This window comes from Bradyrhizobium nivariense (assembly GCF_029846695.2).
Classification (GTDB): domain Bacteria; phylum Pseudomonadota; class Alphaproteobacteria; order Rhizobiales; family Xanthobacteraceae; genus Bradyrhizobium.
On sequence record NZ_JARWCR020000003.1, the window covers coordinates 39,296 to 62,048 of the forward strand.

A 22,753-nucleotide genomic window follows, 5' to 3' on the forward strand; every position below is an offset into this window, starting at 1 on the left:
TCTCAGGCCTGTTCGACCGCCCGGGTCTCGCTGGGATGCTGTCCCGCGCGTTGCGGGATCAGCAGCAGGCAGGCGACCATGAACGCTGCGATCACGGCGGAGGCCAGTGGCCGGCTCAAGGCGAGGCCGCCGTGATCGAGCGGCTTGTCGAGGAAGTCGCCGACGGTCGCACCCAGTGGTCGTGTCAGGATGAAGGCCGCCCAGAACAATGTGACGCGCGATACCCGTGTCCAGAAGTACAGCGCCGCGATGACGGCGAGCCCCGCCGCGAAGATCAGCGCGCCGCCGCGATAGCCCATGTCACCGGTATCGGCGATCCAGTCGCCGAGCGCGGTGCCCAGCGTCTGCGAAAAGGTGATGGCGCCCCAATAAAAAGCCTCGACACGCGGCGTGCTGACGCTGTTGACCGAGATCGTACCTTCAGAGCGATACCAGAGGCCGAGCACCAGCACGAGACAGCTGAGCAGCAGCGTCGAGCCGCCGGTATAGCCGATGCCGAGCGAGCGGTCGGCGAAGTCGGCCATCGTGGTACCGAAGGTCGTTGATGCCACGATGGTCGCCCAGTACAGCGCCGGGTGGAATCTGTCCGCGCGGATTTGCGCTGCGATCAGGGCGATCATCGCCGCCAGGAACAGGCACGTGCCCGCAAGATAACCCCAGTTCAGCGTCATGGTGACGGTATCGCCGCCGGTCTCGCCCAATGTCGTCGCGGCGATCTTGATGATCCAGAAGCCGAGCGTGATCTCCGGGACCTTGCTCTCGCTGATGATGCTGCTCTTGGTGTGATCGTGCATGGTGTCCTCTTCGTTGCGTCAGCCGGGACGGCGGTCCGCGGCTGACGGGATAACGGTGCGCGGAAGCGTCAGGCTTTGGTGACGCTGTCCATGACCGAGAGCAGATCGGTAACGACCTGCTTGCATTTTGCAGCCTCCGGTGTACCCGCGCGCAACGCCTCCAGCGCGCGATCGATCGCCTTGTCGACGGTGTGCCAGTCGGCCGCCGCGCGCGGCTTCAGGCCGGCTTCGGCCTCGTCCCATTTGGTCTCGAGGTCCTTGATCCGGGTCTTGGCGCCGGCGAGGTCGCCCTTGTCGATCAGGGCGGCGACGTCGACCACGATACTCCGGAACGGCGTGAGATCGCCGAGCTTGGCGGTCGCGGCTTCCGCGAGCGGCACGAAGATAAAGTGCTGGCTCGCATGCATCCGCGGCTCGCCGGAAAATGTCGTCACCAGGCAAACGGCGACAGCGGGAATGAGTTTCATCATGTGGGTTCTCCTGTTGTGGTCCCCGCTTGCGTGCAGGGAAGGGTGAGGCGGTTGGAGCTATTGCGCGGGATCCGCCCGGCGCGCGCCGTCGCCTTCGAACGTCACCCAGGCGACGAGTCCGACGATCACGGTCAGGAAGGCGATGCTGGTCTGGATCGTGCCGAGGCCCACGCCGCCATACTCGCGCGACTGCGACAGCAGATCGCCGAGCGAGGCGCCCATTGGACGGGTGAGGATGTAGGCGAGCCAGAAGGTGAGAACGGGATTGGCGCCGAAGTAATAGGCAATCATTACCGCCGCGATCAGCACGCCGAACGCGGCGACGCCGAGCTGGAAGCCGAGACCGAGCGCTTCGGTGGCGAGATCGCCTGCGGCCGTGCCGAGTGCGAAGGTGAACAGGATTGCCGTCCAGTAGAACAGTTCGCGCCGCATCGTGACGATGCTGTGGATCGACAGCGTGCGCTCGGCGCCGTACCAGACCGCGAAGGTCGCCGAGAGCGCGCAGGCGAACGCGGCGGTGCTGATGTAAAGACTGATCTCGAGCTTGTCGGTCAACAGATCCGTGAGCTGCGTGCCGACGATGCTGACGAGGACGACGGTGAGCCAATAGGTCCAGGGCACATAGGTGCGGCGGCTGAGCTGCAGCAGGAGCGCGGCGACGAGGAGGCCGCTCATGCAGATCGCGGTCAGGCTGGCGCCGAGGCCGACATGCACCGCGAGATAGTCGGCGCCGGTCTCGCCGACCGTGGTCGAGAGAAGCTTGATGGCCCAGAAGATCGCCGTGACCTCCGGAACCTTGTTCAGCATCCGTCTTGCGCCAAAGCCCGAATATTGCGACACGCCGAAATCTCCCAAAGCCGAAGCGATGCGGGACCGTCGCGCAGCCGACTTAGGCCCGGCTTAGGGATCAGAAATGTCGGAGCAGTGTGCTCTTCGCCGCAATTTAGGCCCGCTGAGGCTTGCTAACTCTGCGCTAATTCGGGATGGCGATGATGTGACAGCCGGACGGCCCGGCGGTTTCGAGGATCGAGCTTTGCGGGTTCTGCTGATCGAGGACGACAGGATGGTCGGCGCCGCCGTCGAGCAGGCGCTGAAGGATGCTGCCTACGCGGTCGATTGGGTGAGGGACGGCGAGACCGCACTGCTTGCCGCCGCGAGCGAATCCTACGAGGTGCTATTGCTCGATCTCGGCCTGCCGAACGCGGATGGCCGCGACGTGCTGCGGCAGCTGCGCGCGAATGGCTGCAAGTGCCCCGTCATTATCGTCACCGCGCGGGACGGTGTCGATCACAGGGTCGAAGGCCTCGATCTCGGTGCAGACGATTATCTGGTCAAGCCGTTCGAGATTCGCGAATTACTGGCGCGTATGCGGGCGGTGCTTCGCCGCGAAGGCAGCGGCGCGCCCGCTGTGCTTGGTAACGGCAAGCTCAGTCTCGATCCTGCAACCCGTGAGGCCGCGCTGTGTGGGCAAACGGCCCTCCTGACCGCGCGCGAGTTCGCGCTGCTGCAGGCCATGCTGACGCGGCCCGGCACCATCCTGTCGCGAAGCGAGCTCGAACGGCAGCTTTACGGCTGGAACGAGGAGGTCGAAAGCAATGCGGTCGAATTCCTGATCCACACCATCCGAAAAAAGCTCGGTACGGATGCGATCCGTAACGTGCGCGGGATGGGATGGATGGTGGATCGCGCGCCATGATCAACTCGCTGCGCGGCCGGCTGTTCATAAGCTTGACGACGATCGTGCTGCTGACCGGGCTCATAGGAGGCGTCTTTGCGCACCGGTGGGCATTCGATGAAGCGATCGAGACGCAGGACTCCGTGCTGATCCAGATCGCGGGCCTCGTTCAGAGCGGTGGTTTCACGGGAGCCCAGGATCTCCATGGGGTTGATGAGGACTCTGAAGTCTGGCTGATGGAATTGGGCAAGACGCCGCAAGGTACACCCGAGGAGCGCCAGCTGTGGCGGCTTCAGGATGGGATGCGCGATGCGACGCGAAAGGGAAAACCGGTGCGGGTGGTGCTGAAGACGCGATCCGACGGAAGTCGGTTTGCGGTGGCGCAGAGCACGGGGGTGAGGGATGAGATCGCAAGTGACATGGCGCTCCGCACCGTGCTTCCGATCGCGGCGCTGATCCCTTGCCTGATGCTGGCGATCGCCGTTGTCATTGCCGTATCGCTTCGACCCATGGTCCGGCTGGCGGACGAACTCAACGCGCGACGTGCGGACGACATGGCGGGCCTGCCGCTCCGCGACCTCCCAAGCGAACTGAATCCGTTCGTATCCTCGATCAACGGGTTGTTGCAGCGCATGCACGAGATGATGGGGCAGCAGCGAAGGTTTATCGCGGACGCCGCGCACGAACTGCGCACACCACTTACGGCGCTGAGCCTACAGGCCGAAAATCTCGACCAGATCGAACTGCCGCCGGCCGCGCGCGAGCGGCTCGCGGCGCTTCGGCTGAGCATGAGTCGCAGCAAGTATCTTCTGGAACAGTTGCTTGCGCTGGCGCGGCATGACGCTGCGCCCTCCGATGACGGGCGATGGGAGGTTGTGGAGCTAGATCACGCAGCGAAGAGCGTCATCGCCGATCTCCTGCAGCAGGCGATCAGCCGCGGCGTCGATCTCGGCTTCGAGCGAGCCGAGTCTGTTCCCATGCGCGGCGAGCCCGTCATGCTCGCAGCCATGATCCGCAACCTCATCGACAATGCGCTCCGTTTCACGCCGGCAGGCGGCAGTATCGATGTAGCGATCTACCGGGAGGGCGCGATGGCTGTGCTTCAGATCGAGGACAATGGACCTGGCGTTTCCCCCGACGAGATCGGTCGGATTTTCGAGCCGTTCTTCCGCGGCCAGCGCCCGGAAGGCGACGGCGTTGGTCTTGGCCTTTCGATCGTCAAGCGGATCGTCGATGGTCTTGGCGGGTCGATCGACGCTGCGAACATCAATGAGAGCGGGCGAACCGGGCTGCGTGTCATCGTCAAGCTGCCCGCGATGGCCGCGTAAGGTCACTCCCCCTGGATCCATTCCGCCACGCCGCGCCACAGCGTGTCGCGGTGCTCGGGGCGGAAGAAGCCGAAATGGCCGATCGCCTTGGCGCCGACCTCTGACGGTTTGACGGTCAGGACCTCCGGCTTGATCGCGGTGAATCCGCTCGCGAGCAGCTCGACCGCGGGCCGCGTCGCCCAGGGGTCGTCGGAGAAGCAGAGCGTGCGCAGCTCGCCCTTGAATTTGGCAAAATTCTCCAGCGCCGGCAGCTTTGAATCGAACAGATAGCGCGGGCTCGACACCCACTCGGCCCATTGCAGGAAGACGCCCTTGGGCAAATCCTCGCCGATGCCGGCCCAGCCCGGCGCATAGCCGAGCGCGTGGACGAGCGGCACGCCGACGAAATTCATGAAGGCGAAGACGCGGTATTTTTCCGGCGACGTCATCAGCCGCCAGGTCGCCGCCTGCGAGGCCAGGAACGCGGCGCGCGAGATGTCCGTGTTGTTCGCGATCAGCCCGAGCGCCTGACCGCCGAAGGAGTGGCCGACATAGGCAAGGGGAAGGGTGGTGTAGCGCTCGCGCATCCAGCGCACAGCGGCGGTGACGTCGAGCGTCGCCCAGTCCGACATCGAGGCCTTGAAGCCGACCAGCGATTTCGGCTGATTGTAGCCGACCATCGCCGGCTGCCGGGAGTCGCCGATGCCGCGATAGTCGTAGGTTAGGACCGCGCAGCCGCGATGGGCGAGATAGGAGGCAAAGCCGCGATAGATTTTTCGCGGGACGGCGGTCGCCGAATTGACCAGCACGGCGTGACGTTTGGTGCCGCGCGGCAGGAATAGCGTGCCGGTCAGCGCATACCCGTCGGTCGCCGGGAAGCTGATCTCGTCAACGAAAACGTCGTCCAATGCTGCGTCCATGGGCAGAAGGTATCCTGCCAGTTTCCTCGCCGTTTCCCAGCAAATGCGAATTTGGCTTTCCCCGCAAGGGTTTGCAGTGCCGAATGGATTTACAACTGGCGGCCGGAGATTAGCCTGTGTATAAGGCGGCGCTCGCAACCCACAGATCAGGTTGCACTTTTTGCTTCACGGAGATATTGCGATGTCCGAGCGGTGGACGCCCGAGTCCTGGCGCAGCAAGCCCGTGCTACAGGTGCCCGATTATCCCGACGCCAAGGCCTTGGCCGACGTCGAGGCGCAGCTTGCGACCTTTCCGCCGCTGGTGTTCGCGGGCGAGGCGCGCAATCTGAAGAAGGCCTTAGCGCGGGTCGCGGCAGGCGAGGCCTTCCTGCTGCAGGGCGGCGACTGCGCCGAGAGCTTTGCCGAGCACGGCGCCAACAACATCCGCGACTTCTTCCGCGTGCTGCTCCAGATGGCGGTGGTGCTAACCTATGCCGGCGCCGTCCCGGTGGTGAAAGTCGGGCGCGTCGCCGGCCAGTTTGCAAAACCGCGGTCCTCGCCGACCGAGAAGATCGAAGGTGTCGAGCTGCCGAGCTATCGCGGCGACATCGTCAACGACATCGCCTTCACCAAGGAAGCGCGCGTCCCTGATCCTCAGCGCCAGTTGATGGCCTATCGCCAGTCGGCGGCGACGCTGAACCTGCTGCGTGCGTTTGCCACCGGCGGCTACGCCAATCTCGGCAGCGTGCATCAGTGGATGCTCGGCTTCCTCAAGGACTCGCCGCAGTCCCGCCGCTACAAGGAATTGGCCGACCGCATCTCCGACGCGCTCAACTTCATGCGCGCCTGCGGCCTCGATCTCGAGGCTCACCCTGAGCTGCGCGCCACCGATTTCTACACCAGCCACGAGGCGCTCCTGCTCGGCTACGAGCAGGCCATGACCCGCGTCGATTCCACCACCGGCGACTGGTACGCGACCTCGGGCCACATGATCTGGATCGGTGACCGCACCCGCCAGCTCGATCACGGCCATATCGAATATTTCCGCGGCATCAAGAACCCGATCGGGCTCAAATGCGGTCCGTCGCTCAAGACCGACGAGCTGCTGAAGCTGATCGACGTGCTCAATCCCGACAACGAGCCGGGCCGGCTGACGCTGATCGGCCGCTTCGGCTCCGACAAGGTCGGCGAGCACCTGCCGAACATGATCCGCGCGGTGAAGCGCGAGGGCAAAGTGGTGGTCTGGTCGTGCGATCCCATGCACGGCAACACCATCACCTCGACGTCGGGTTACAAGACGCGGCCGTTCGACCGCATCCTGTCCGAGGTGAAGTCGTTCTTCGCGATCCACGCCGCGGAAGGCACCCATGCCGGCGGCGTGCATCTGGAGATGACCGGCCAGGACGTCACCGAGTGCCTCGGCGGCGCCCGCGCGATCACCGACCAGGATCTCAACGACCGCTATCACACGGTCTGCGATCCCCGCCTCAATGCCGAGCAATCCATCGACATGGCTTTCCTGGTCGCGGAGCTCCTCAAGCAGGAGCGCGCCGGCAAGGTCAGGCCGATGCCGGTCGCAGCGGGGCTCTGAGACCTTGCTGCGGATCTGGAAGGCCACGATCAATTCCCGTAACGGTCTGGCCTTTGCGTTCCGCTCGGAGCAGGCCGTCCGCGAGGAGATTTTTGCGCTCCTCTTGTCGCTGCCGCTGGCGTGGTTCGTCGGCGCGACCGCGATGCGCGCGGTCGAGCTGGTGTGTTCAGTCGCGTTCCTGCTGGTGGTCGAGCTGCTCAACACCGCGATCGAGAAGCTTGCCGACCGGCTGACCATGGATCACGACAAGCAGATCGGCCGGGTCAAGGACATGGGTTCGGCCGCGGTCGGTGTTGCGCTCCTGATGGCCGGCGCGTTCTGGATCATCGCCATCATCGAGCGATTGGGGTTCCTCTAAAGCGCGCATCGCGCTTTAGAGTGTTGTTTGAGCATGATCTTTTCGGAAAACCGCTTCACACTTTTCCGGATCATGCACTAATCGGAGCGCGGCGGCCATGACCGAACGTCTCAACGAATTCGCGGTCACGCTTGCCCAGCTCAATCCGACCATGGGCGACATCGACGGCAATGCCGCCAAGGCGCGTGCCGCGCGCGCGCAAGCCAAGTCCGACGATGCCGATCTCGTGCTGTTTCCGGAACTGTTCATCGCCGGTTACCCGCCGGAAGATCTGGTGCAGAAGTCCTCCTTTCAGGCCGCCTGCCGTGCCGCGATCGAGGCGCTGGCGCGCGAGACCGCCGATGGCGGGCCGGCTATGCTGGTCGGCACGCCCTGGGTGGAGGAGGGCAGGCTCTACAATGCCTGCGCGCTGCTCGATGGCGGCCGTATCGCGGCGCTTCGCTTCAAATGCAATCTGCCGAATTATGGCGTGTTCGACGAGAAGCGGCTGTTTTCGGGCGGCCCCGCCGCCGGGCCGGTGACCGTGCGCGGCGTGCGGATCGGCGTGCCGATCTGCGAGGACATCTGGCTGGAAGAGTCCGAGGATTACGAGAACGTGGTCGAGACGCTGGCCGAGACCGGTGCGGAGATCATTCTGGTGCCGAACGGCTCGCCTTACGCCCGCGACAAGGCCGACGTGCGTTTGTCGGTCGCGGTCGCGCGCGTCACCGAGAGCGGCCTGCCGCTGGTCTATCTCAACCAGGTCTGCGGCCAGGACGAGCTGGTGTTCGACGGTGCTTCCTTCGCGCTCAACGGCGATCTTTCCCTCGCGGCGCAATTGCCGGCGTTCGCGGAGAGCATCACCACACTGCGCTTCACGAGAAACGGCGGCGATTGGCGCTGCACCGGTCCGGTCGCGGAGCAACCCGAGGGCGACTGCGCCGACTACGCGGCCTGCGTGCTGGGCCTCCGCGACTACGTCGCCAAGAACGGCTTCCCCGGCGTGCTGCTCGGCATTTCCGGCGGCATCGACTCTGCCCTCTGCGCAGCGATCGCGGTCGATGCACTGGGTGCCGATCAGGTGCACGGCGTGATGCTGCCTTATCGCTACACTGCGGCGAGCTCGATCGCGGACGCCGGCGAGCTCGCCGGCCATCTCGGCATCCGCTACGAGGTCCTGCCGATCGCGGAAGCGGTGAACGGGTTCGAGACCATATTGTCCGGCATCTTCAGCAATCTGCCGCCTGATATCACCGAGGAAAATCTCCAGGCCCGCACCCGCGGCACGCTGCTGATGGCGATCTCCAACAAGACCGGCCTGATGGTGGTGACCACCGGCAACAAGTCCGAAATGTCGGTCGGCTACGCCACGCTCTATGGCGACATGAACGGCGGCTTCAATCCGATCAAGGACATCTACAAGACGCAGGTGTTTCGGCTGGCACGCTTGCGCAATTCGTGGAAGCCTGAGGGGGCGCTGGGGCCCGCGGGTGAGGTCATTCCGCCCGATATCATCACGCGTCCGCCGACCGCGGAGTTGCGCGAGAACCAGGCCGACCAGGATTCGTTGCCGCCTTACGACCTGCTCGATGCCATCCTGGAGCGTCTGATCGAGCGCGAAGAGCCGCTCGACACAATCATCGCCGCCGGCTTCGACCGCGTGACGGTCACCCGCATCGACCATCTCCTCAACGTCGCCGAATACAAGCGCCGCCAGGCCGCGCCCGGCGTCAAGGTGACGGCCAGGAATTTCGGCCGCGACCGCCGCTATCCCATCACCAACCGCTTTCGCGACAAAGGCGAAGCGCCGGCCGCCCCGGACGAGACGCTGGTCTCGCGCGGGAGCAAAGCGTCGATCGACGCGTTCGAGGGGTGAAGATCGGTGCGGCGTATTGCTGGCACGGTCGATTGGACGATCGCTGTCGCCACACGTCGCGCTGTCATCATCCGCGAAGGCGGATGATCCAGTACTCCGCGGCGGTCGTTGTGAAAACCAACTACCGCCGCGGAATACTGGATGCCCGCCTTCGCGGGCATGACAGTTGAATTTGTGGCCGACTACTTCTGCTGCTGCGGCAGGAAGCTCGGGCCGACCGAACGGATCGGCTTGTTCTCGGAGTTGGCAGGGCTGCCCGTATCCGCCGGCGGCGTTGCAGCCGGCGCGGTGGCAGTCGTCGGCGCCGGAGTTGCGCCCTTCTTGGCATTGCTCGCAGGCGCGCCCTTGGTGAGCTGCCGCTGCTGCATCTTCTTGGCGCTCTCCTCGGTGACGATGATGTCACCCTGCTGTTCGGCCGCCGCCTTGTCGTCGGCCGATTTGAGCGCGTCGGCCCAGGTCTGGCCCGCGGCCTTGCAGGAACAGGACGGGTTGAACTCGCTGCGAAATTTGAACGCAGTCGGCAGCGCCGTGTAGGGCTGGCCGCTGGTGGAGACCGCGGAGTTCATGTCTTCGCCGGGATTGCGATGGGTGTAGAGCACGGCTTCGGCGGCCGGGCACAGCGCCTTGCAGGTCTTCTCGTCGTCGGGGAAGCGCGCCGGCACCGTCGCAAACGAGACCGGGAAGTAAGCGCCGTCGCAGGTGCGCACGCAGACGGTGCGATAGGTGCCTGATTGCGGGCCGAGATCGGAAGGCGGCACGCCTTGCGGATTGTTGGGGTTGTTGCCGCCGAACAGATTGCTCAGGAAGTTGCCGCCTTGCGATTGCGCGGCGTTGGCATATTGCGCGCCGCAATTGTTCTGTGTCAGCGCCGCCAGCACCGAGCGGCGCTGGTTGTCACGCTCGGGGCTGAAGCCGCCGGGGCCGCCGCCGCGCAGGCGTTCGAGATTGCCGGTGATCTGGTCCAGATTGGCGCGCATCTGCTGGATCTGGGTGTTGACCGGACCGCATTGCGCCGACTGGCCGTTGAACAGCGAGAAGAAGCCGGAAGAATCGCAGCCCATGCGCTTGGCCTGCATGGTGACGCGGTCGAGCTCGGCCTGCTGCTTGGCTTGGGAATCCTGATAGCGGCGGATCTGGTCTTCGCGCGCGGGGTCACCACCGCCGCCGCCACGATCGAGCGCGGCGAGCTGGCCTTCCAGGCGCGCGCACATCGGATTCGGTCCGAGCCCGTTCTGGCCGGGCTGAGGCGGCGGCCCGGGCGGGCCGGCCTGTGCGAAAGCACCATTGGCGAGCACGACCGTGCTCAGAAGCACGGTGCAGGCAAGGATCGAGCGAGCACGGGAGAGAGACAAAAATTCAGGCATATCCGCCATTCTAGCGAGGTCACGGCCACGCGTGATTTGGGGGCCGAAGCGCGCCCTCCCATAGCCGCTTCCTGCGGCATCGTCACGTCGTTTCAGGGGCCAAGGATGGGCCTAAGGTACGCCAGATCCGAGCGAATTCAGCGCTGGCAGGTGATTGCGACATATTCGTCGCAATGGCCATGGGAGCAGTTTGCGCCGGATTTGGGGACAGAGCCGGTAATTTCGTCGGGATCGACCCGGCGATAGGCCGAAGCCTGGGCAAAATCGCGTGACTGGCAATAGCTGCGCGCAACCTGCGCGCCGCATTTGTCGCCCTTGGCCAGGCACTGGTCGACGCCGTAGCCGTCCGCCTGGTTGGCAATGATGAAGACGCGGGTCTCGGCGAAAGCGCTGGATGCCGCAAGGATGGAGGCGCAGGACATGAGCGCGAGCAATGATCGCATGAAAACACCGGGGGCAAAGAGAAGGAACTGCCGGTTCCAGAATGGGCTCAAATGGTTAAGGATGATGAACCATCAAGGCGGGGCGGCTCGCGCATTGCGGAGACAAACCGGCATTTTCGGGGCTCTCTTGACGCAACACCCCTTCGTGGCCCATATGTCGCCGCATGAACGGTCTCCTCGCCATTTGCGCCATTTGCCGCGAGATTACGAGCTAGCGATTCGCTGGCTGGAGCCGTCTTTTCTCAAAACCATTGAGAGCCCTGGACGCCCGGCCAACAGCCGACGGGTATCCATATGGAATTGCGCCTTTACGATACGCTGAGCAAGGAGAAGCGCACCTTCGTGCCGCTCGATGCGAAGGACGTCCGCATGTATGTCTGCGGACCGACCGTCTATGACTTCGCCCATATCGGCAACGCGCGGCCGGTGATCGTGTTCGACGTGCTGTTTCGGCTGCTGCGCCATCTCTACGGCGAGGCGCATGTCAAATATGTCCGCAACATCACCGACGTCGACGACAAGATCAACGACCGCGCCGCGCGTGATTTCCCCGGCCTGCCGCTGAACGAGGCGATCCGGAAAGTCACGGAGCAGACCGGCAAACAGTTTCACGCCGACGTCGATGCGCTCGGCGCACTGCGGCCGGGCGTCGAACCGCGCGCGACCGAGCATATCGGCGAGATGCGCGAGATCATCGAAAAGCTGGTCGCCGGCGGCTTTGCCTACGTCGCCGAGGACCATGTGCTGTTCTCGCCGCAGGCGATGAACGCGGCCAATTCCGGACTGCCGCGCTATGGCGCACTGTCCAATCGCTCACTGGACGAGATGGTCGCCGGTGCCCGTGTCGATGTTGCGCCCTACAAGAAGGGCAATACCGACTTCGTGCTGTGGAAACCGTCCAAGCCGGGCGAGCCGTCATGGCCGTCGCCGGCCGGCATCGGCGCGCAAGGGCGTCCGGGCTGGCACGTCGAGTGCTCGGCCATGGCCTGGAAGCATCTCGGCGAGCACTTTGACATCCATGGTGGCGGCATCGACCTGGTGTTTCCGCATCACGAGAACGAGATCGCGCAGACCTGCTGCGCCTTCCACCGGGAGCGCATGGCGAACTACTGGATGCACAACGGCTTCCTGCAGGTCGAGAGCGAGAAGATGTCGAAGTCGCTCGGCAACTTCGTCACCATCCACGAGCTGCTCGCGGACTGGCCGGGTGAGGTGCTGCGCCTGAACATGCTCAAGACGCATTACCGCTCGCCGATCGACTGGACGATGAAGTCGCTGGAGGAGAGCGCCAAGACGCTCGACGACTGGTATCGCGTCGCGGCCGACGTCGCGCCCGGTCAACCGGCCGCTTCTGTAGTTGAGCCGCTGCTCGACGACCTCAACACGTCCCTGGCGATCGCGGCATTGCACGGCCTGCGCAACGCGTCCGACGCCGGTGGCCTGGCCGCGTCGCTGCGTCTGCTCGGCTTCCTCTCCGAGAGCGCTGCGCAATGGGAAAGCCGCAAGCAGCGGGCAAGCGGCGTGGACGCAAGCGAGATCGACCGCCTGATCGCGGCGCGCGCGGCTGCGCGTGCGCGCAAAGACTTCAAGGAATCCGACCGCATCCGCGACGAGCTTGTCGCCAAGGGGGTCGTGCTCAAGGATGGCAAGGACGCCGACGGCAAGCCGGTGACGACCTGGGAGCTGGCGTGATGGCACAAGCGCTTCCAAAGCCTGGCTTGCGGCCCTTCCTGCCGGACGACGTGCCGGTTCTCGCCGCGATCTTCACGGCCAGCATCGAAGAGCTGACCGGGGACGACTATAGCGAAGCGCAGCAGCAGGCCTGGATGGCGGCGGCGGAGGACGAAGAATTCGGCAAGCGGCTCGCCTCCGACCTGACGCTGATCGCAACGCTGGAAGGATCACCGGTGGGCTTTGCGTCGCTGCACGGCAAGGATCATATCCACATGCTCTATGTGCATCCGGCCGTGGCCGGGCAGGGGCTGGCGACGATGCTCGTCGATGCGCTGGAAAAGATTGCGGGCGGCCGCGGTGCCGACAAGCTCACGGTCGACGCCAGCGATAACGCGCAGGGCTTTTTCGCCAAGCGCGGCTATGTCGCCATGCAGCGCAACAGCATCACCGTCAACGACGAGTGGCTCGCCAATACCACCATGCAGAAGACGCTCGGCACCGGACCCGCGTCGGGAGCACTGCAATGAGCAAGGAGCGCCTATATCTGTTCGACACCACGCTGCGCGACGGGGCGCAGACCAATGGCGTCGATTTCACGCTGACCGACAAGCAAATCATCGCGGCGATGCTCGATGAACTCGGCATCGACTATGTCGAGGGCGGCTATCCCGGCGCCAATCCGACCGACACCGAGTTTTTCGGCACCAAGCCGAAGCTCGCCCATGCACGCTTCACTGCGTTCGGCATGACGCGGCGAGCGGGCCGCTCTGTGTCCAACGACCCGGGCGTGGCCGGTCTCCTGGAAGCGAAAGCCGACGCGATCTGCTTCGTGGCGAAGTCATCAGCCTATCAGGTGCGCGTCGCGCTGGAGACCACAAAGGAAGAAAACCTCGCCTCGATCCGTGACAGCGTTGCGGCGGCGAAGACCGCCGGCCGCGAGGTCATGCTCGACTGCGAGCACTTTTTCGACGGCTATAAGGAAGATTCCAGCTTCGCACTCGCCTGCGCCAAGGCCGCCTACGAGGCCGGCGCGCGCTGGGTGGTGCTGTGCGACACCAACGGCGGCACCATGCCGAACGAGGTCGAGGCCATCGTCACCGAGGTGACAAAGCACATTCCCGGCGATCATCTCGGCATCCACGCCCATAACGACACCGAGCAGGCGGTGGCGAATTCGCTCGCCGCGGTGCGCGCCGGCGCGCGGCAGATCCAGGGCACGCTGAACGGCCTCGGCGAGCGCTGCGGCAACGCCAACCTCTGCTCGCTGATCCCGACTTTGAAGCTGAAGCAAGAGTTTGCCGAGACCTTCGAAATCGCCGTCACGCCGGAGAAGCTGGCGACGCTCGTCAAGGTGTCGCGTACGCTCGACGACATGCTCAACCGCGTGCCGAACCGGCATGCGGCCTATGTCGGCGAGAGCGCCTTCGTCACCAAGACCGGCATCCATGCCTCCGCCGTGCTGAAGGATCCGCAGACCTACGAGCATGTCCTTCCTGAATTGGTCGGCAATCACCGCAAGGTGCTGGTGTCCGACCAGGCCGGCCGCTCCAATGTCATCGCCGAGCTCGACCGCGCGGGCATCGCTTACGAGAAGAGCGATCCGAAGCTGACGCGGCTGGTGGAGGAATTGAAGGAGCGGGAGGCGCAAGGCTACGCCTATGAATCCGCCAACGCCTCGTTCGAGCTCCTGGCGCGCCGCACGCTCGGCAAGGTGCCGCATTATTTCGAGGTCGAGCAGTTCGACGTCAATGTCGAGCAGCGCTACAATTCGCACGGTGAGCGCGTTACGGTCGCGCTTGCGGTCGTGAAGGTCGACGTCGCCGGCGAGCATTTGATCTCGGCCGCCGAAGGCAACGGTCCCGTCAACGCGCTCGACGTCGCGCTGCGCAAGGATCTCGGCAAGTACCAGAAATATATCGAGGGCCTGACGCTGATCGACTACCGCGTCCGCATCCTCAATGGCGGCACCGGCGCGGTCACGCGCGTCTTGATCGAGAGCGAGGACGAGAACGGCGACAGCTGGACCACGGTCGGCGTGTCCCCCAACATCATCGACGCCTCTTTCCAGGCGCTGATGGATTCGGTGATCTACAAGCTGGTGAAGTCGGGGGCGCCGGCGTAAGGCGAGGGCGACGAGGAGGGGAGAGGGAAGCGCGACCCATGATCGACCACATCTCCGTCGGCGTCAGCGATCTCCAACGCTCAGCAAAATTCTACGAAGCAACTCTTGCCGCCCTCGGCCTCACGCGCGTCGTGACGCGGCCGCGGACGATCGGCTTCGGCAAGACCTATCCGGAGTTCTGGATCAATTTACGCGAGGGCATGCCGCGCGTGCCGCCGGAGAGCGGCGTGCACATCTGCCTCCGGGCGAGGACAACGGGTGAAGTCGATGCATTTCACGCCGCAGCCCTCGCGGCCGGCGGTGCCTCCGACGGTGCGCCGGGTATCCGCCCGCACGACCGCGTGCGCTATTACGCAGCCTTCGTCGTCGATCCCGACGGTAACCGGATCGAGGCGGTGACGTTTCCTGCGGACTAAAGCTTGCGCGCCATTTCCGGGGCGAGCTGCTTTTCCGCCTCGTCGATCTGTGCCGCAGCCGCCTTCAGCTTCGGCAAAATCTCTTCGATCCGATCGGCCTTGAGGATGTCGACCGAAAGGCCGGCGCGGATGAACTCGGTCTGGCGCATGTGCGACAGCAGCGAGAACAGCGGCTCCCAGAAATTATCGATGTTGGCGAGCAGCACCGGCTTGGCGTGACGGCCGAGCTGCTTCCAGGTCAATTGCTCGACCAGCTCCTCCAGCGTGCCGACGCCGCCCGGCAGCGCCACGAAGGCGTCGGAGCGTTCGAACATCAGCCGCTTGCGCTCGTGCATGTCGGGGGTGACGATCATCTCCTGCACGCGGGTCAGCGCGTTCTCGCGCATCCGCAGGAAGTCGGGGATGATGCCGGTGACGGTGCCGCCGTGATCGAGCACGGAGGTTGCGACCGAGCCCATCAGGCCGAGCGAGCCGCCCCCATAGACCAGACGGATGCTGTTCTCGGCGAGCGCCTTGCCGAACGCCTTGGCGCCTTCGGTGAAGCGGGGATTGGTTCCGGGGCCGGAGCCGCAATAGACACAGACGGTTTTGATGATGCTCATTGTTGTCATGATGCATTGCAGCGAAGAGGCGTCAAGCCCAATCGGTGATTCGGGCCACCCGGAAATCTACCGGTAAATGGCGGCAAACAATCAAAGATTCGCCATCTGGCGGGGTGCGCTGGCATTGGGAAGGCTCTATATGACGAGCGAAAATCGCAAATCGTACCGCGCCCGCATCCGGCGGGCTTTCAGGCTTTTTGATGGACCAATCTCAATCGTTCGACGGCGCCGACGTTCCTGATCCTCCCGCCGTGGGACCACTGGAACGGGCCACGCTGATGGGCACGCTGGCGCATCTGTGGCCCTATATCTGGCCGGGCGACCGCTTCGACCTGAAGATGCGCGTGGTCTGGTCGATGGTGCTGCTGCTCGCGGCCAAGCTGATCACGCTGACGGTTCCTTTCAGCTTCAAATGGGCAACCGACGCGCTGACCGGTGCCAACACCGCGCCGGTGCAGGCGGACAATTGGCAGCTCTGGGTGATCGCCTCGCCATTGCTGCTGACCGCCAGCTACGGCGTGATGCGCATCGTGATGGCGGTGCTGACGCAATGGCGCGACGGCATTTTCGCGCGCGTTGCCATGCACGCGGTGCGCAAGCTCGCCACCATCACCTTCATCCACATGCACGAACTCTCGCTGCGCTTTCACCTGGAGCGCAAGACCGGCGGTCTGACACGCGTGCTCGAGCGCGGCCGCGAGGGTATCGAGGTCATCGTGCGCATGGTGATCCTGCAGCTGATCCCGACCATCGTCGAGGTCTCGCTCTTGATGGCCGTGCTGCTCTGGCAGTTTGACTGGCGCTACGTGGTCGCAACCCTGATCACGGTCGCGGTCTACATGTACTACACCTACATCGCCACCGAGTGGCGGATCGGCATCCGCCGCAAGATGAACGATTCCGACACCGAGGCGAATACCAAGGCGATCGACTCGCTGCTCAACTACGAGACCGTGAAGTATTTCAGCGCCGAGACCCGCGAAGCGCAGCGCTATGACAAGTCGGTCGCGCGCTACGAGGAGTCAAGCGTCCACGCCTATACCTCGCTCGCGGTGCTCAACACCGGCCAGGCCGTGATCTTCACGCTCGGGCTGACCGCGACCATGCTGATGTGCGCGATCGGCGTGCGCAACGGCACCAACACGGTCGGCGATTTCGTGCTGGTCAACGCCATGATGATCCAGCTCTACCAGCCCTTGAATTTCATGGGCATGGTCTATCGCGAGATCAAGCAGGCGATCATCGACATCGAGAAGATGTTCAACGTGCTCGGACGCGAGGCCGAGATCAAAGACGCGCCCGACGCGAAGCCGCTGGTGGTCTCCGCAGGAAATGTGCGTTTCGAGGACGTGCGCTTTGCCTATGAGCCGTCGCGTCCGATCCTCAAAGGCATCAGCTTCGAGGTCCCGGCCGGCAAGACCGTCGCGATCGTCGGCCCGTCCGGCGCTGGCAAGTCGACCATGTCGCGGCTTCTGTTCCGCCTCTATGACATCTCCGGCGGAAAGATCCTGATCGACGGCCAGGACATCCGCGGGGTCACGCAGGCCTCGCTGCGTGCATCGATCGGCATGGTGCCGCAGGACACTGTGCTGTTCAACGACACCATCCGCTACAACATCCGCTACGGCCGCTGGGACGCCAGCGATGCCGAGGTGGAAGAGGCGGCGCGGCTGGCGCAGATCGACCATTTCATCCGCCTGTCGCCGAAGGGCTACGAGACCCAGGTCGGTGAACGCGGCCTGAAACTCTCCGGTGGCGAAAAACAGCGCGTCGCGATCGCGCGCACCGTGTTGAAGGCGCCGCCGATCCTGGTGCTGGACGAGGCAACCTCGGCGCTCGACACCCACACCGAGCACGAAATCCAGGGCGCGCTCGAACGCGTCGCCAAGAATCGCACCTCGCTGGTGATCGCCCATCGGCTCTCGACCATTGTCGGCGCCGACGAGATCATCGTGCTGGACCAGGGCCGCATCGCCGAGCGCGGCACCCACGCAAAACTGCTCGCGGAGGGGGGCCTTTACGCCAGCATGTGGAACAGGCAGCGCGAGGCCGAGGCGGCGCGCGAGAAACTGGCCAGGATGGCCGACCCGGGCGAGGCGCCCAACCGGGAGCCGCCGCCGGTCGCCGATGCCCTGACGACGCCTGCGGCGGCGGAGTGACCTTGTCTCCGGTCCCAACTCTGGCCTAAACAACTCCACCGCGCGGGACGACCTGCGCCATCAACCCTGAGCGGCAGATAGCGATGTCCATTCTCGATTCGATCCAGCGTCAGATCCCGCCGATCCACAAGGAGGGCTATCCCTTCATCGGCGGCTTTGCGCTGGCAAGCCTCATCCTGTTCTGGCTGTGGTCGCCTTTGGGGTGGATCGGCACCATCCTGACGGTGTGGTGCGCGCTGTTCTTCCGCGACCCCGTCCGCGTGACGCCGGTGCGCGAAGGGCTCGTGGTGTCGCCGGCCGACGGCCGCGTCTCGATGATCACCATGGCGCTGCCGCCGGCCGAGCTCGGGCTCGGCGACCGGCCGCTGCCGCGCATCTCGGTGTTCATGAGCGTGTTCAACTGCCATGTGAACCGCAGCCCGATCACGGGCCGGGTGGACCGCATCGCCTACCGGCCCGGCCTGTTCATCAATGCCGAGCTGGACAAGGCAAGCGAGGACAATGAGCGCAACTCGCTGGTGATCACGACGCCGACGGCGCGGATCGGCGTGGTCCAGATCGCAGGCCTGATCGCCAAGCGCATCGTCTGCTTCGTCAAAGAGGGGCAGGCGATCGGCGCCGGCGAGCGCTTTGGCCTGATCCGCTTCGGCTCGCGCCTCGACGTCTACCTGCCGCCGGGCACCAAGGCGCTGGTATCGGAAGGGCAGACCGCGATCGCCGGCGAGACGATTCTGGCCGACCTTGCCGGCGACGACCCGAGCCGCGCCTATCGCGCCAATTAACCAATAGTCGGTCCTTGAGGGCCTTCCGCCGCAATGGCGGAGGGGAGCGGGGCTTGCTATATCTCGCCTTGAGATAAGGACGAGCCATGACGCCCTACGACCTGAGAGATCCCGACGTTCGCCGCCGGCGGTTCCGCCCGATCCCGGTGCGGATGCTGGTGCCCAACGTCATCACGCTGCTGGCGATCTGCGCCGGCCTGACCTCGATCCGCCTGTCGATCGAGGGACGGATGTCGCTCGCGGTTTACGCCATCGTGTTCGCGGCGGCGCTCGACGGCATCGATGGCCGCATCGCCCGCATGATCAAGGGCCAGTCCAAATTCGGCGCCGAGCTCGACAGCCTCGCCGACTTCGTCAATTTCGGCGTCGCGCCCGGCCTGATGCTGTACTTCTGGCAGCTGCACGAACTCGGCAATGCCGGCTGGATCGCCGCCATGGTGTTCGCGATCTCCGGCGGCCTCCGGCTGGCGCGCTTCAACGCCACCATGGACGATCCCAACAAGCCGGCCTTCGCCGCCAATTTCTTCACCGGTGTGCCGGCGCCGGCCGGCGCGATCACGGTGCTGCTGCCGATCTATGTCGCGTTCCTCGATCTCGGCCGGCTGCCTGCGGCGGTGACGGCTGCGTATACGCTGCTGATCGCCTTCCTGATGGTGTCGCGCCTGCCGGTGTTCTCCGGCAAGACCAAGCGCATGCGCGTGCCGCCCGAACTGGTGCTGCCGGCATTCGTCACCGTGATCGTCTTCATCGCGATCCTGATCGCCTATCCCTGGCACGTCCTCTCGGTGGGCACGGTGCTGTATCTCCTCGCTTTGCCGCTCGGCTACAAATCCTACCGCGACCAGGCGCGCGCGATGGAAGCCACCGCGCCGGCGGGAGGCGAGGTCTCGTCGCCGCCGTCGGCACCGACGCTGGCAAACCTGTCGGAGCCGCCGCGCGAGGATGACCGGCCCGACCGGCTGCACTGAACGGCAAGACGCTGAGCAGCAAGACTCGGATATCTGCCATGAGGGCTTGCTGAGTTGGGTTGAGCCCCGATCTCGGCTATATCGCCCTGTGCCGGCGGCACCGCGCCAACAGCGGCCGCCAATCTGGGAGAGAACGCCGTGACTGATACCGCGACCGGGCCGCTGCCCGCTTCCGTCCTCGAAGCGCTGGGCCGCTACGACACGCCGACGATCTGCAATGCCATGGAGATCGTGGCGCCCGAGCGCCGGTTGATCGGCTACACCACCAAGCAACTGGTCTGCCCGTTCCCCGATCTGCCGCCGATCGTCGGCTACGCCCGCACGGTCGCGATCCGTTCGGTGCTGAAAAATTCGCTGCCGCCGGAAGAGCAGTCCAGGCGCCGCATCGAATATTACGAATATGTCGGCACCGGCCACGGTCCGCGCATCTCGGTGATCCAGGACATCGACGGTCCCGACGTCGGCTACGGCGCATTCTGGGGCGAGGTGCAGAGCAACGTGCACAAGGCGCTCGGCTGCCTCGGCGTCATCACCGACGGCTCGATCCGCGACATCCCGCAATGGGCCCCTGGATTCCAGGCGCTGGCCGGCTCGATCGGCCCGTCGCATGCCTGGGTGCATGCGGAGAGCTTTGGCGGCGAGGTCCGCGTCGCCGGCATGACCGTGAAGTCCGACGACTTGATCCACGCCGACCTGCATGGCGCGATCGTGATCCCGCGCGACATCGCCGCAAAACTGCCCGAGGCCGCCGAGCTCTGTGGCCGCCGCGAGACGCCGATCCTCGAGATCGCCCGCAGCCCCGACTTCTCGCTGGAGAAGCTGAAGGCCGCGCTGAAGCGCTCGGCGGAGATTCACTAGGGGCGGGACCGGAACGATCTACGGCTGCGACGCCGCTCGCGGGCTGCCCTGTTCCGTCAGGAACAGGGCAGCCTGATCCGGCTCGCCGAACACCGCGGCAGCGCAGCCGATCAAGGTGAAGCCGCCGGCAAAATCCCACAAGGTGATGTCTTCCGCATTGTCCGGGATGTGGATCAAGCGCGCTGCGATCACGGCCAAGGCCGCTTCGACAAAGAGCAACGCGCTGAACGCCGGCAGGACGAGCTCGGGTTCGAGCATGTAGAGCGCCAGCACTGCGGGAAGCGCGGTGAGAAGACTGAACAGCGTCAACATTGCGATCACTCCCGCCATGAGCATGCCGGCCCGCTCCAGAATACAAACTGATCCGTCGCCCCCCGATGTGGCGCAGGGCCGCAGCCAAAGGCTTCGCGCGCGCAGCCTTGAGTGATGGGGGGCGCGCGACGCCTTATGGTTAGCAAAACGTTGAAATTCCCGTCGACCGTTGGCAAAGCCGGCGCCTTTCAGCGCGCTGCGCCCACCAGGCGCGTCGGCTCAACTTAACCTTTACGCGTCTTTAATCGCGGCTCACTAGGGTTTCCGCTGCGGTTCGGGGTTGGGCCGCGCCATCGGCCAGGACGGCCGTTGTTGCGTTCGCGTTGGAGTCTCCCATGGATATCATGACGAGCATCGGGCTCGTGGCGGGCATTATCGTCATCGCGACGATGATGCTGCTGGGCGGCGATCTTCACATGTTCGTCTCCGAACATGCGATGATCATCATCTTCGGTGGATCGACCGCCGCAACCATGATCCGCTTTCCGCTCTCCACGCTGATCCACGGCCTGCCGCTCGGCGCCAAGTTTGCCTTCACGATGAGCCGTCTGTCGGCGCATGACCTCGTCGACGAGCTGGCCCGCATCGCCGAGATCGCCCGCAAGCAGGGCCCGGTGGGGTTGGAAAAGGTCGAGACCGACGAGCCGTTCCTGGCCAAGGGCATTCGCTACGTTGCCGACGGCTACGACCTCGATTTCATCCGCGACAATCTTGAGCGCGATCGCGACAACTTCCTCATGCATCTGGACGAGGGCAGCAAGATCTATCGCGCCATCGGCGACTGCGCCCCGGCCTTCGGCATGGTCGGCACGCTGATCGGCATGGTGCAGATGTTCGCCAATATGACCGATCCGTCCAAGCTCGGCCCGTTCATGGCGACCGCGCTGCTCGCGACGCTGTACGGCGCGCTGGTCGCCAACCTGTTCTGTACCCCGATCGCCGACAAGCTGCATGGCAAGCTCTTGGACGAAGAGACCAACCGCACCCTGATCATCGACGGCATCCTGATGATCCGCGACTCCAAGAGCCCGACGCTGGTCCGCGAAATGCTGCTGGCCTATCTGCCCGAGAAGCATCGTCACGCCGAAGGCGAGCCGGTGCCGGCCTGAGGCCGCCCGCCGGGATTTGAGAGATGGCCAAGAAGAAACGCGGCGATTCACACGGAGGCGGTCACGGCTGGTTCGTGACCTTCGCCGACCTGATGGGCCTGATGATGAGCTTCTTCGTCATGCTCGTCGCGTTCTCGACCCAGGATGCCAACAAGCTGAAGGTCGTCGCAGGCTCCATGCGCGACGCCTTCGGTGTCCAGACCGAAGCGCGCTATGCCGGCATCGTCGAGTCCGACGGCCTGCCGACCCGCCCGCGGCTGAAGAACGTCGATCACATTCAGCCTGAAGACTCCTCGAACACGCCGACGCCGGACCAGGAGGATCGTGACCGCACGTCGGGGGCGAAGATCAAGGTCGACCGCAATTTCGCGCTCGCGGCCGCCTCGCTGCGCCAGGCCTTGCAGGACATGCCGGAACTGACGGAGATGTCCAAGCACATCATGTTCGAGGAGACCAAGCAGGGCCTCAACCTCGAGATCGTGGACCAGGACGGCCGCTCGATGTTCGCCGACGGCTCCAAGGTGCCCTATGACCGCACCCGCCGCCTGATCGAGAAGCTCGCTGTCCCGCTCAAGGCGACGCCGCTGCGCGTCTCCATCGCCGGCCACACCGCGGCCGGATTCGTGCCGACCCGCAGCGACTACGGCGCCTTCGACCTGTCGGCCGACCGCGCCAATGCCGTGCGCCAGATCCTCGAACGCGAGGGCCTGCCGCCGTCGCACGTCTTCGCCGTCGCCGGCAAGGCGGACACCCAGCCGCTGTTTCCGGATGATCCCTCGCTCGCGGCCAACCGGCGGGTGACCATCACCCTGATGCGCGAAGATCCGCCGCTGCCGCCGAATCTGAAGCCTTAGAGCGTTTTCGAGCGAACTGGACGCCGGTTCGCGTGAAGCAAACGCGTCAAAACCAGAATCCAGAGCCCGTTCCGATGCAAGCGGAACGGAAAGGCTCGCGGCCCTTGCGCTACCATCTTACCTGAGGCATGTCGTCGCGCT

The 22,753-nt window shown here is 64.8% G+C and carries 23 protein-coding genes; 15 read left to right on the forward strand and 8 right to left on the reverse strand.

What is annotated here, in order from left to right; all coding sequences use genetic code 11:
• Positions 1–2: 2 nt before the first annotated feature.
• From QCM77_RS03705 to QCM77_RS03715, 3 genes are all read right to left on the reverse strand, one after another.
• Entirely contained in the window at positions 3–794 is a 792-nt protein-coding gene (locus QCM77_RS03705) for a COG4705 family protein (protein ID WP_279683604.1), read from the reverse strand.
• Positions 795–862: 68 nt separating this feature from the next.
• A complete protein-coding gene (locus QCM77_RS03710) occupies positions 863–1,201 on the reverse strand; it encodes a hypothetical protein (protein WP_279683671.1) in 339 nt (112 codons plus the stop codon).
• A gap of 120 nt (positions 1,202–1,321) precedes the next feature.
• A complete protein-coding gene (locus QCM77_RS03715) occupies positions 1,322–2,071 on the reverse strand; it encodes a COG4705 family protein (protein ID WP_279662947.1) in 750 nt (249 codons plus the stop codon).
• A 226-nt stretch (positions 2,072–2,297) separates the two neighbouring features.
• Here QCM77_RS03715 and QCM77_RS03720 point away from each other — a divergent pair, with 226 nt between their 5' ends.
• Both QCM77_RS03720 and QCM77_RS03725 read left to right on the forward strand, forming a co-directional pair.
• Positions 2,298–2,960 (forward strand): response regulator transcription factor, encoded by a 663-nt coding sequence (locus tag QCM77_RS03720; RefSeq protein WP_279662845.1) that lies wholly within the window; start codon positions 2,298–2,300, stop codon positions 2,958–2,960.
• Positions 2,957–4,267, forward strand: coding sequence for an ATP-binding protein (locus QCM77_RS03725; protein WP_279683605.1), 1,311 nt, complete (start codon positions 2,957–2,959; stop codon positions 4,265–4,267). The genes QCM77_RS03720 and QCM77_RS03725 overlap by 4 nt, the downstream gene beginning before the upstream one ends.
• Before the next feature lie 2 nt (positions 4,268–4,269).
• Here the strand turns inward: QCM77_RS03725 and QCM77_RS03730 are convergent, their stop codons facing one another.
• Complete coding sequence (locus tag QCM77_RS03730; protein ID WP_279662843.1) at positions 4,270–5,166, reverse strand: alpha/beta hydrolase family protein; 897 nt, start codon at positions 5,164–5,166, stop codon at positions 4,270–4,272.
• Between the two features lie 181 nt (positions 5,167–5,347).
• Between QCM77_RS03730 and QCM77_RS03735 the strand changes: the two genes are divergently transcribed.
• The 3 genes from QCM77_RS03735 (at position 5,348) to QCM77_RS03745 (ending at position 8,949) form a co-directional block, all read left to right on the forward strand.
• Positions 5,348–6,736, forward strand: a complete 1,389-nt coding sequence (locus QCM77_RS03735) for a class II 3-deoxy-7-phosphoheptulonate synthase (protein ID WP_279683607.1) — start codon at positions 5,348–5,350, stop codon at positions 6,734–6,736.
• A 4-nt stretch (positions 6,737–6,740) separates the two neighbouring features.
• Positions 6,741–7,094, forward strand: a complete 354-nt coding sequence (locus QCM77_RS03740; protein WP_279662841.1) for a diacylglycerol kinase — start codon at positions 6,741–6,743, stop codon at positions 7,092–7,094.
• A 97-nt stretch (positions 7,095–7,191) separates the two neighbouring features.
• Positions 7,192–8,949 (forward strand): NAD+ synthase, encoded by a 1,758-nt coding sequence (locus QCM77_RS03745; protein ID WP_279683609.1) that lies wholly within the window; start codon positions 7,192–7,194, stop codon positions 8,947–8,949.
• Positions 8,950–9,131: 182 nt separating this feature from the next.
• Here QCM77_RS03745 and QCM77_RS03750 read toward each other — a convergent pair whose 3' ends face one another.
• Together QCM77_RS03750 and QCM77_RS03755 are read right to left on the reverse strand one after the other, a co-directional pair.
• Positions 9,132–10,322 (reverse strand): DUF2865 domain-containing protein, encoded by a 1,191-nt coding sequence (locus QCM77_RS03750; protein ID WP_279683611.1) that lies wholly within the window; start codon positions 10,320–10,322, stop codon positions 9,132–9,134.
• Between the two features lie 128 nt (positions 10,323–10,450).
• Positions 10,451–10,756 (reverse strand): hypothetical protein, encoded by a 306-nt coding sequence (locus tag QCM77_RS03755; RefSeq protein WP_279662838.1) that lies wholly within the window; start codon positions 10,754–10,756, stop codon positions 10,451–10,453.
• A gap of 294 nt (positions 10,757–11,050) precedes the next feature.
• Between QCM77_RS03755 and cysS the strand changes: the two genes are divergently transcribed.
• From cysS to QCM77_RS03775, 4 genes are read left to right on the forward strand one after another with little or no spacing between them, the layout of a single operon-like run.
• Positions 11,051–12,448, forward strand: a complete 1,398-nt coding sequence (cysS, locus tag QCM77_RS03760) for a cysteine--tRNA ligase (protein WP_279662837.1) — start codon at positions 11,051–11,053, stop codon at positions 12,446–12,448.
• Positions 12,448–12,957 carry a GNAT family N-acetyltransferase gene (locus tag QCM77_RS03765; RefSeq protein ID WP_279662836.1) on the forward strand — a complete coding sequence of 170 codons (510 nt, stop codon included), beginning with the start codon at positions 12,448–12,450 and terminating at the stop codon, positions 12,955–12,957. The genes cysS and QCM77_RS03765 overlap by 1 nt, the downstream gene beginning before the upstream one ends.
• A complete protein-coding gene (gene cimA, locus QCM77_RS03770) occupies positions 12,954–14,552 on the forward strand; it encodes a citramalate synthase (RefSeq protein ID WP_279662835.1) in 1,599 nt (532 codons plus the stop codon). The genes QCM77_RS03765 and cimA overlap by 4 nt, the downstream gene beginning before the upstream one ends.
• Positions 14,553–14,590: 38 nt before the next feature.
• On the forward strand, positions 14,591–14,968 hold the full coding sequence (locus QCM77_RS03775; RefSeq protein ID WP_279662834.1) for a VOC family protein: 378 nt from the start codon (positions 14,591–14,593) through the stop codon (positions 14,966–14,968).
• Here QCM77_RS03775 and QCM77_RS03780 read toward each other — a convergent pair.
• A complete protein-coding gene (locus tag QCM77_RS03780) occupies positions 14,965–15,570 on the reverse strand; it encodes an LOG family protein (RefSeq protein ID WP_279662833.1) in 606 nt (201 codons plus the stop codon). The two genes, QCM77_RS03775 and QCM77_RS03780, sit on opposite strands and share 4 nt — an antisense overlap.
• A 200-nt stretch (positions 15,571–15,770) precedes the next feature.
• On the opposite strand from QCM77_RS03780, the gene QCM77_RS03785 reads away from it, so the two are divergent.
• The 4 genes from QCM77_RS03785 (at position 15,771) to QCM77_RS03800 (ending at position 20,337) form a co-directional block, all read left to right on the forward strand.
• A complete protein-coding gene (locus QCM77_RS03785) occupies positions 15,771–17,729 on the forward strand; it encodes an ABCB family ABC transporter ATP-binding protein/permease (RefSeq protein ID WP_279662832.1) in 1,959 nt (652 codons plus the stop codon).
• A gap of 77 nt (positions 17,730–17,806) precedes the next feature.
• Entirely contained in the window at positions 17,807–18,511 is a 705-nt protein-coding gene (locus tag QCM77_RS03790; protein WP_279662946.1) for a phosphatidylserine decarboxylase, read from the forward strand.
• An 86-nt stretch (positions 18,512–18,597) separates the two neighbouring features.
• On the forward strand, positions 18,598–19,479 hold the full coding sequence (locus tag QCM77_RS03795) for a CDP-alcohol phosphatidyltransferase family protein (protein WP_279662831.1): 882 nt from the start codon (positions 18,598–18,600) through the stop codon (positions 19,477–19,479).
• Positions 19,480–19,617: 138 nt separating this feature from the next.
• Complete coding sequence (locus tag QCM77_RS03800) at positions 19,618–20,337, forward strand: RraA family protein (RefSeq protein WP_279683613.1); 720 nt, start codon at positions 19,618–19,620, stop codon at positions 20,335–20,337.
• A gap of 18 nt (positions 20,338–20,355) precedes the next feature.
• Here QCM77_RS03800 and QCM77_RS03805 read toward each other — a convergent pair whose 3' ends face one another.
• On the reverse strand, positions 20,356–20,673 hold the full coding sequence (locus QCM77_RS03805; protein WP_279662829.1) for a hypothetical protein: 318 nt from the start codon (positions 20,671–20,673) through the stop codon (positions 20,356–20,358).
• Between the two features lie 311 nt (positions 20,674–20,984).
• Here QCM77_RS03805 and QCM77_RS03810 point away from each other — a divergent pair, with 311 nt between their 5' ends.
• Together QCM77_RS03810 and QCM77_RS03815 are read left to right on the forward strand one after the other, a co-directional pair.
• The gene (locus QCM77_RS03810; RefSeq protein ID WP_275167425.1) at positions 20,985–21,758 is read left to right on the forward strand and encodes a motility protein A; all 774 of its coding nucleotides are present in this window, start codon (positions 20,985–20,987) and stop codon (positions 21,756–21,758) included.
• A gap of 23 nt (positions 21,759–21,781) precedes the next feature.
• Positions 21,782–22,612, forward strand: coding sequence for a flagellar motor protein MotB (locus tag QCM77_RS03815; RefSeq protein WP_279662828.1), 831 nt, complete (start codon positions 21,782–21,784; stop codon positions 22,610–22,612).
• Positions 22,613–22,753: the final 141 nt, after the last annotated feature.

What these genes read in the sequence shown, in the direction of transcription:
- QCM77_RS03795 (WP_279662831.1), top strand. Translation starts at nt 18,598, where the DNA reads ATGACGCCCTACGACCTGAGAGATCCCGACGTTCGCCGCCGGCGGTTC.
- QCM77_RS03705 (WP_279683604.1), bottom strand. Translation starts at nt 794, where the DNA reads ATGCACGATCACACCAAGAGCAGCATCATCAGCGAGAGCAAGGTCCCG.
- QCM77_RS03745 (WP_279683609.1), top strand. Translation starts at nt 7,192, where the DNA reads ATGACCGAACGTCTCAACGAATTCGCGGTCACGCTTGCCCAGCTCAAT.
- cysS (WP_279662837.1), top strand. Translation starts at nt 11,051, where the DNA reads ATGGAATTGCGCCTTTACGATACGCTGAGCAAGGAGAAGCGCACCTTC.
- QCM77_RS03710 (WP_279683671.1), bottom strand. Translation starts at nt 1,201, where the DNA reads ATGCATGCGAGCCAGCACTTTATCTTCGTGCCGCTCGCGGAAGCCGCG.
- QCM77_RS03765 (WP_279662836.1), top strand. Translation starts at nt 12,448, where the DNA reads ATGGCACAAGCGCTTCCAAAGCCTGGCTTGCGGCCCTTCCTGCCGGAC.
- QCM77_RS03750 (WP_279683611.1), bottom strand. Translation starts at nt 10,322, where the DNA reads ATGGCGGATATGCCTGAATTTTTGTCTCTCTCCCGTGCTCGCTCGATC.
- QCM77_RS03715 (WP_279662947.1), bottom strand. Translation starts at nt 2,071, where the DNA reads ATGCTGAACAAGGTTCCGGAGGTCACGGCGATCTTCTGGGCCATCAAG.
- cimA (WP_279662835.1), top strand. Translation starts at nt 12,954, where the DNA reads ATGAGCAAGGAGCGCCTATATCTGTTCGACACCACGCTGCGCGACGGG.
- QCM77_RS03775 (WP_279662834.1), top strand. Translation starts at nt 14,591, where the DNA reads ATGATCGACCACATCTCCGTCGGCGTCAGCGATCTCCAACGCTCAGCA.
- QCM77_RS03785 (WP_279662832.1), top strand. Translation starts at nt 15,771, where the DNA reads ATGGACCAATCTCAATCGTTCGACGGCGCCGACGTTCCTGATCCTCCC.
- QCM77_RS03780 (WP_279662833.1), bottom strand. Translation starts at nt 15,570, where the DNA reads ATGAGCATCATCAAAACCGTCTGTGTCTATTGCGGCTCCGGCCCCGGA.
- QCM77_RS03730 (WP_279662843.1), bottom strand. Translation starts at nt 5,166, where the DNA reads ATGGACGCAGCATTGGACGACGTTTTCGTTGACGAGATCAGCTTCCCG.
- QCM77_RS03755 (WP_279662838.1), bottom strand. Translation starts at nt 10,756, where the DNA reads ATGCGATCATTGCTCGCGCTCATGTCCTGCGCCTCCATCCTTGCGGCA.
- QCM77_RS03810 (WP_275167425.1), top strand. Translation starts at nt 20,985, where the DNA reads ATGGATATCATGACGAGCATCGGGCTCGTGGCGGGCATTATCGTCATC.
- QCM77_RS03815 (WP_279662828.1), top strand. Translation starts at nt 21,782, where the DNA reads ATGGCCAAGAAGAAACGCGGCGATTCACACGGAGGCGGTCACGGCTGG.
- QCM77_RS03735 (WP_279683607.1), top strand. Translation starts at nt 5,348, where the DNA reads ATGTCCGAGCGGTGGACGCCCGAGTCCTGGCGCAGCAAGCCCGTGCTA.
- QCM77_RS03805 (WP_279662829.1), bottom strand. Translation starts at nt 20,673, where the DNA reads ATGCTCATGGCGGGAGTGATCGCAATGTTGACGCTGTTCAGTCTTCTC.
- QCM77_RS03725 (WP_279683605.1), top strand. Translation starts at nt 2,957, where the DNA reads ATGATCAACTCGCTGCGCGGCCGGCTGTTCATAAGCTTGACGACGATC.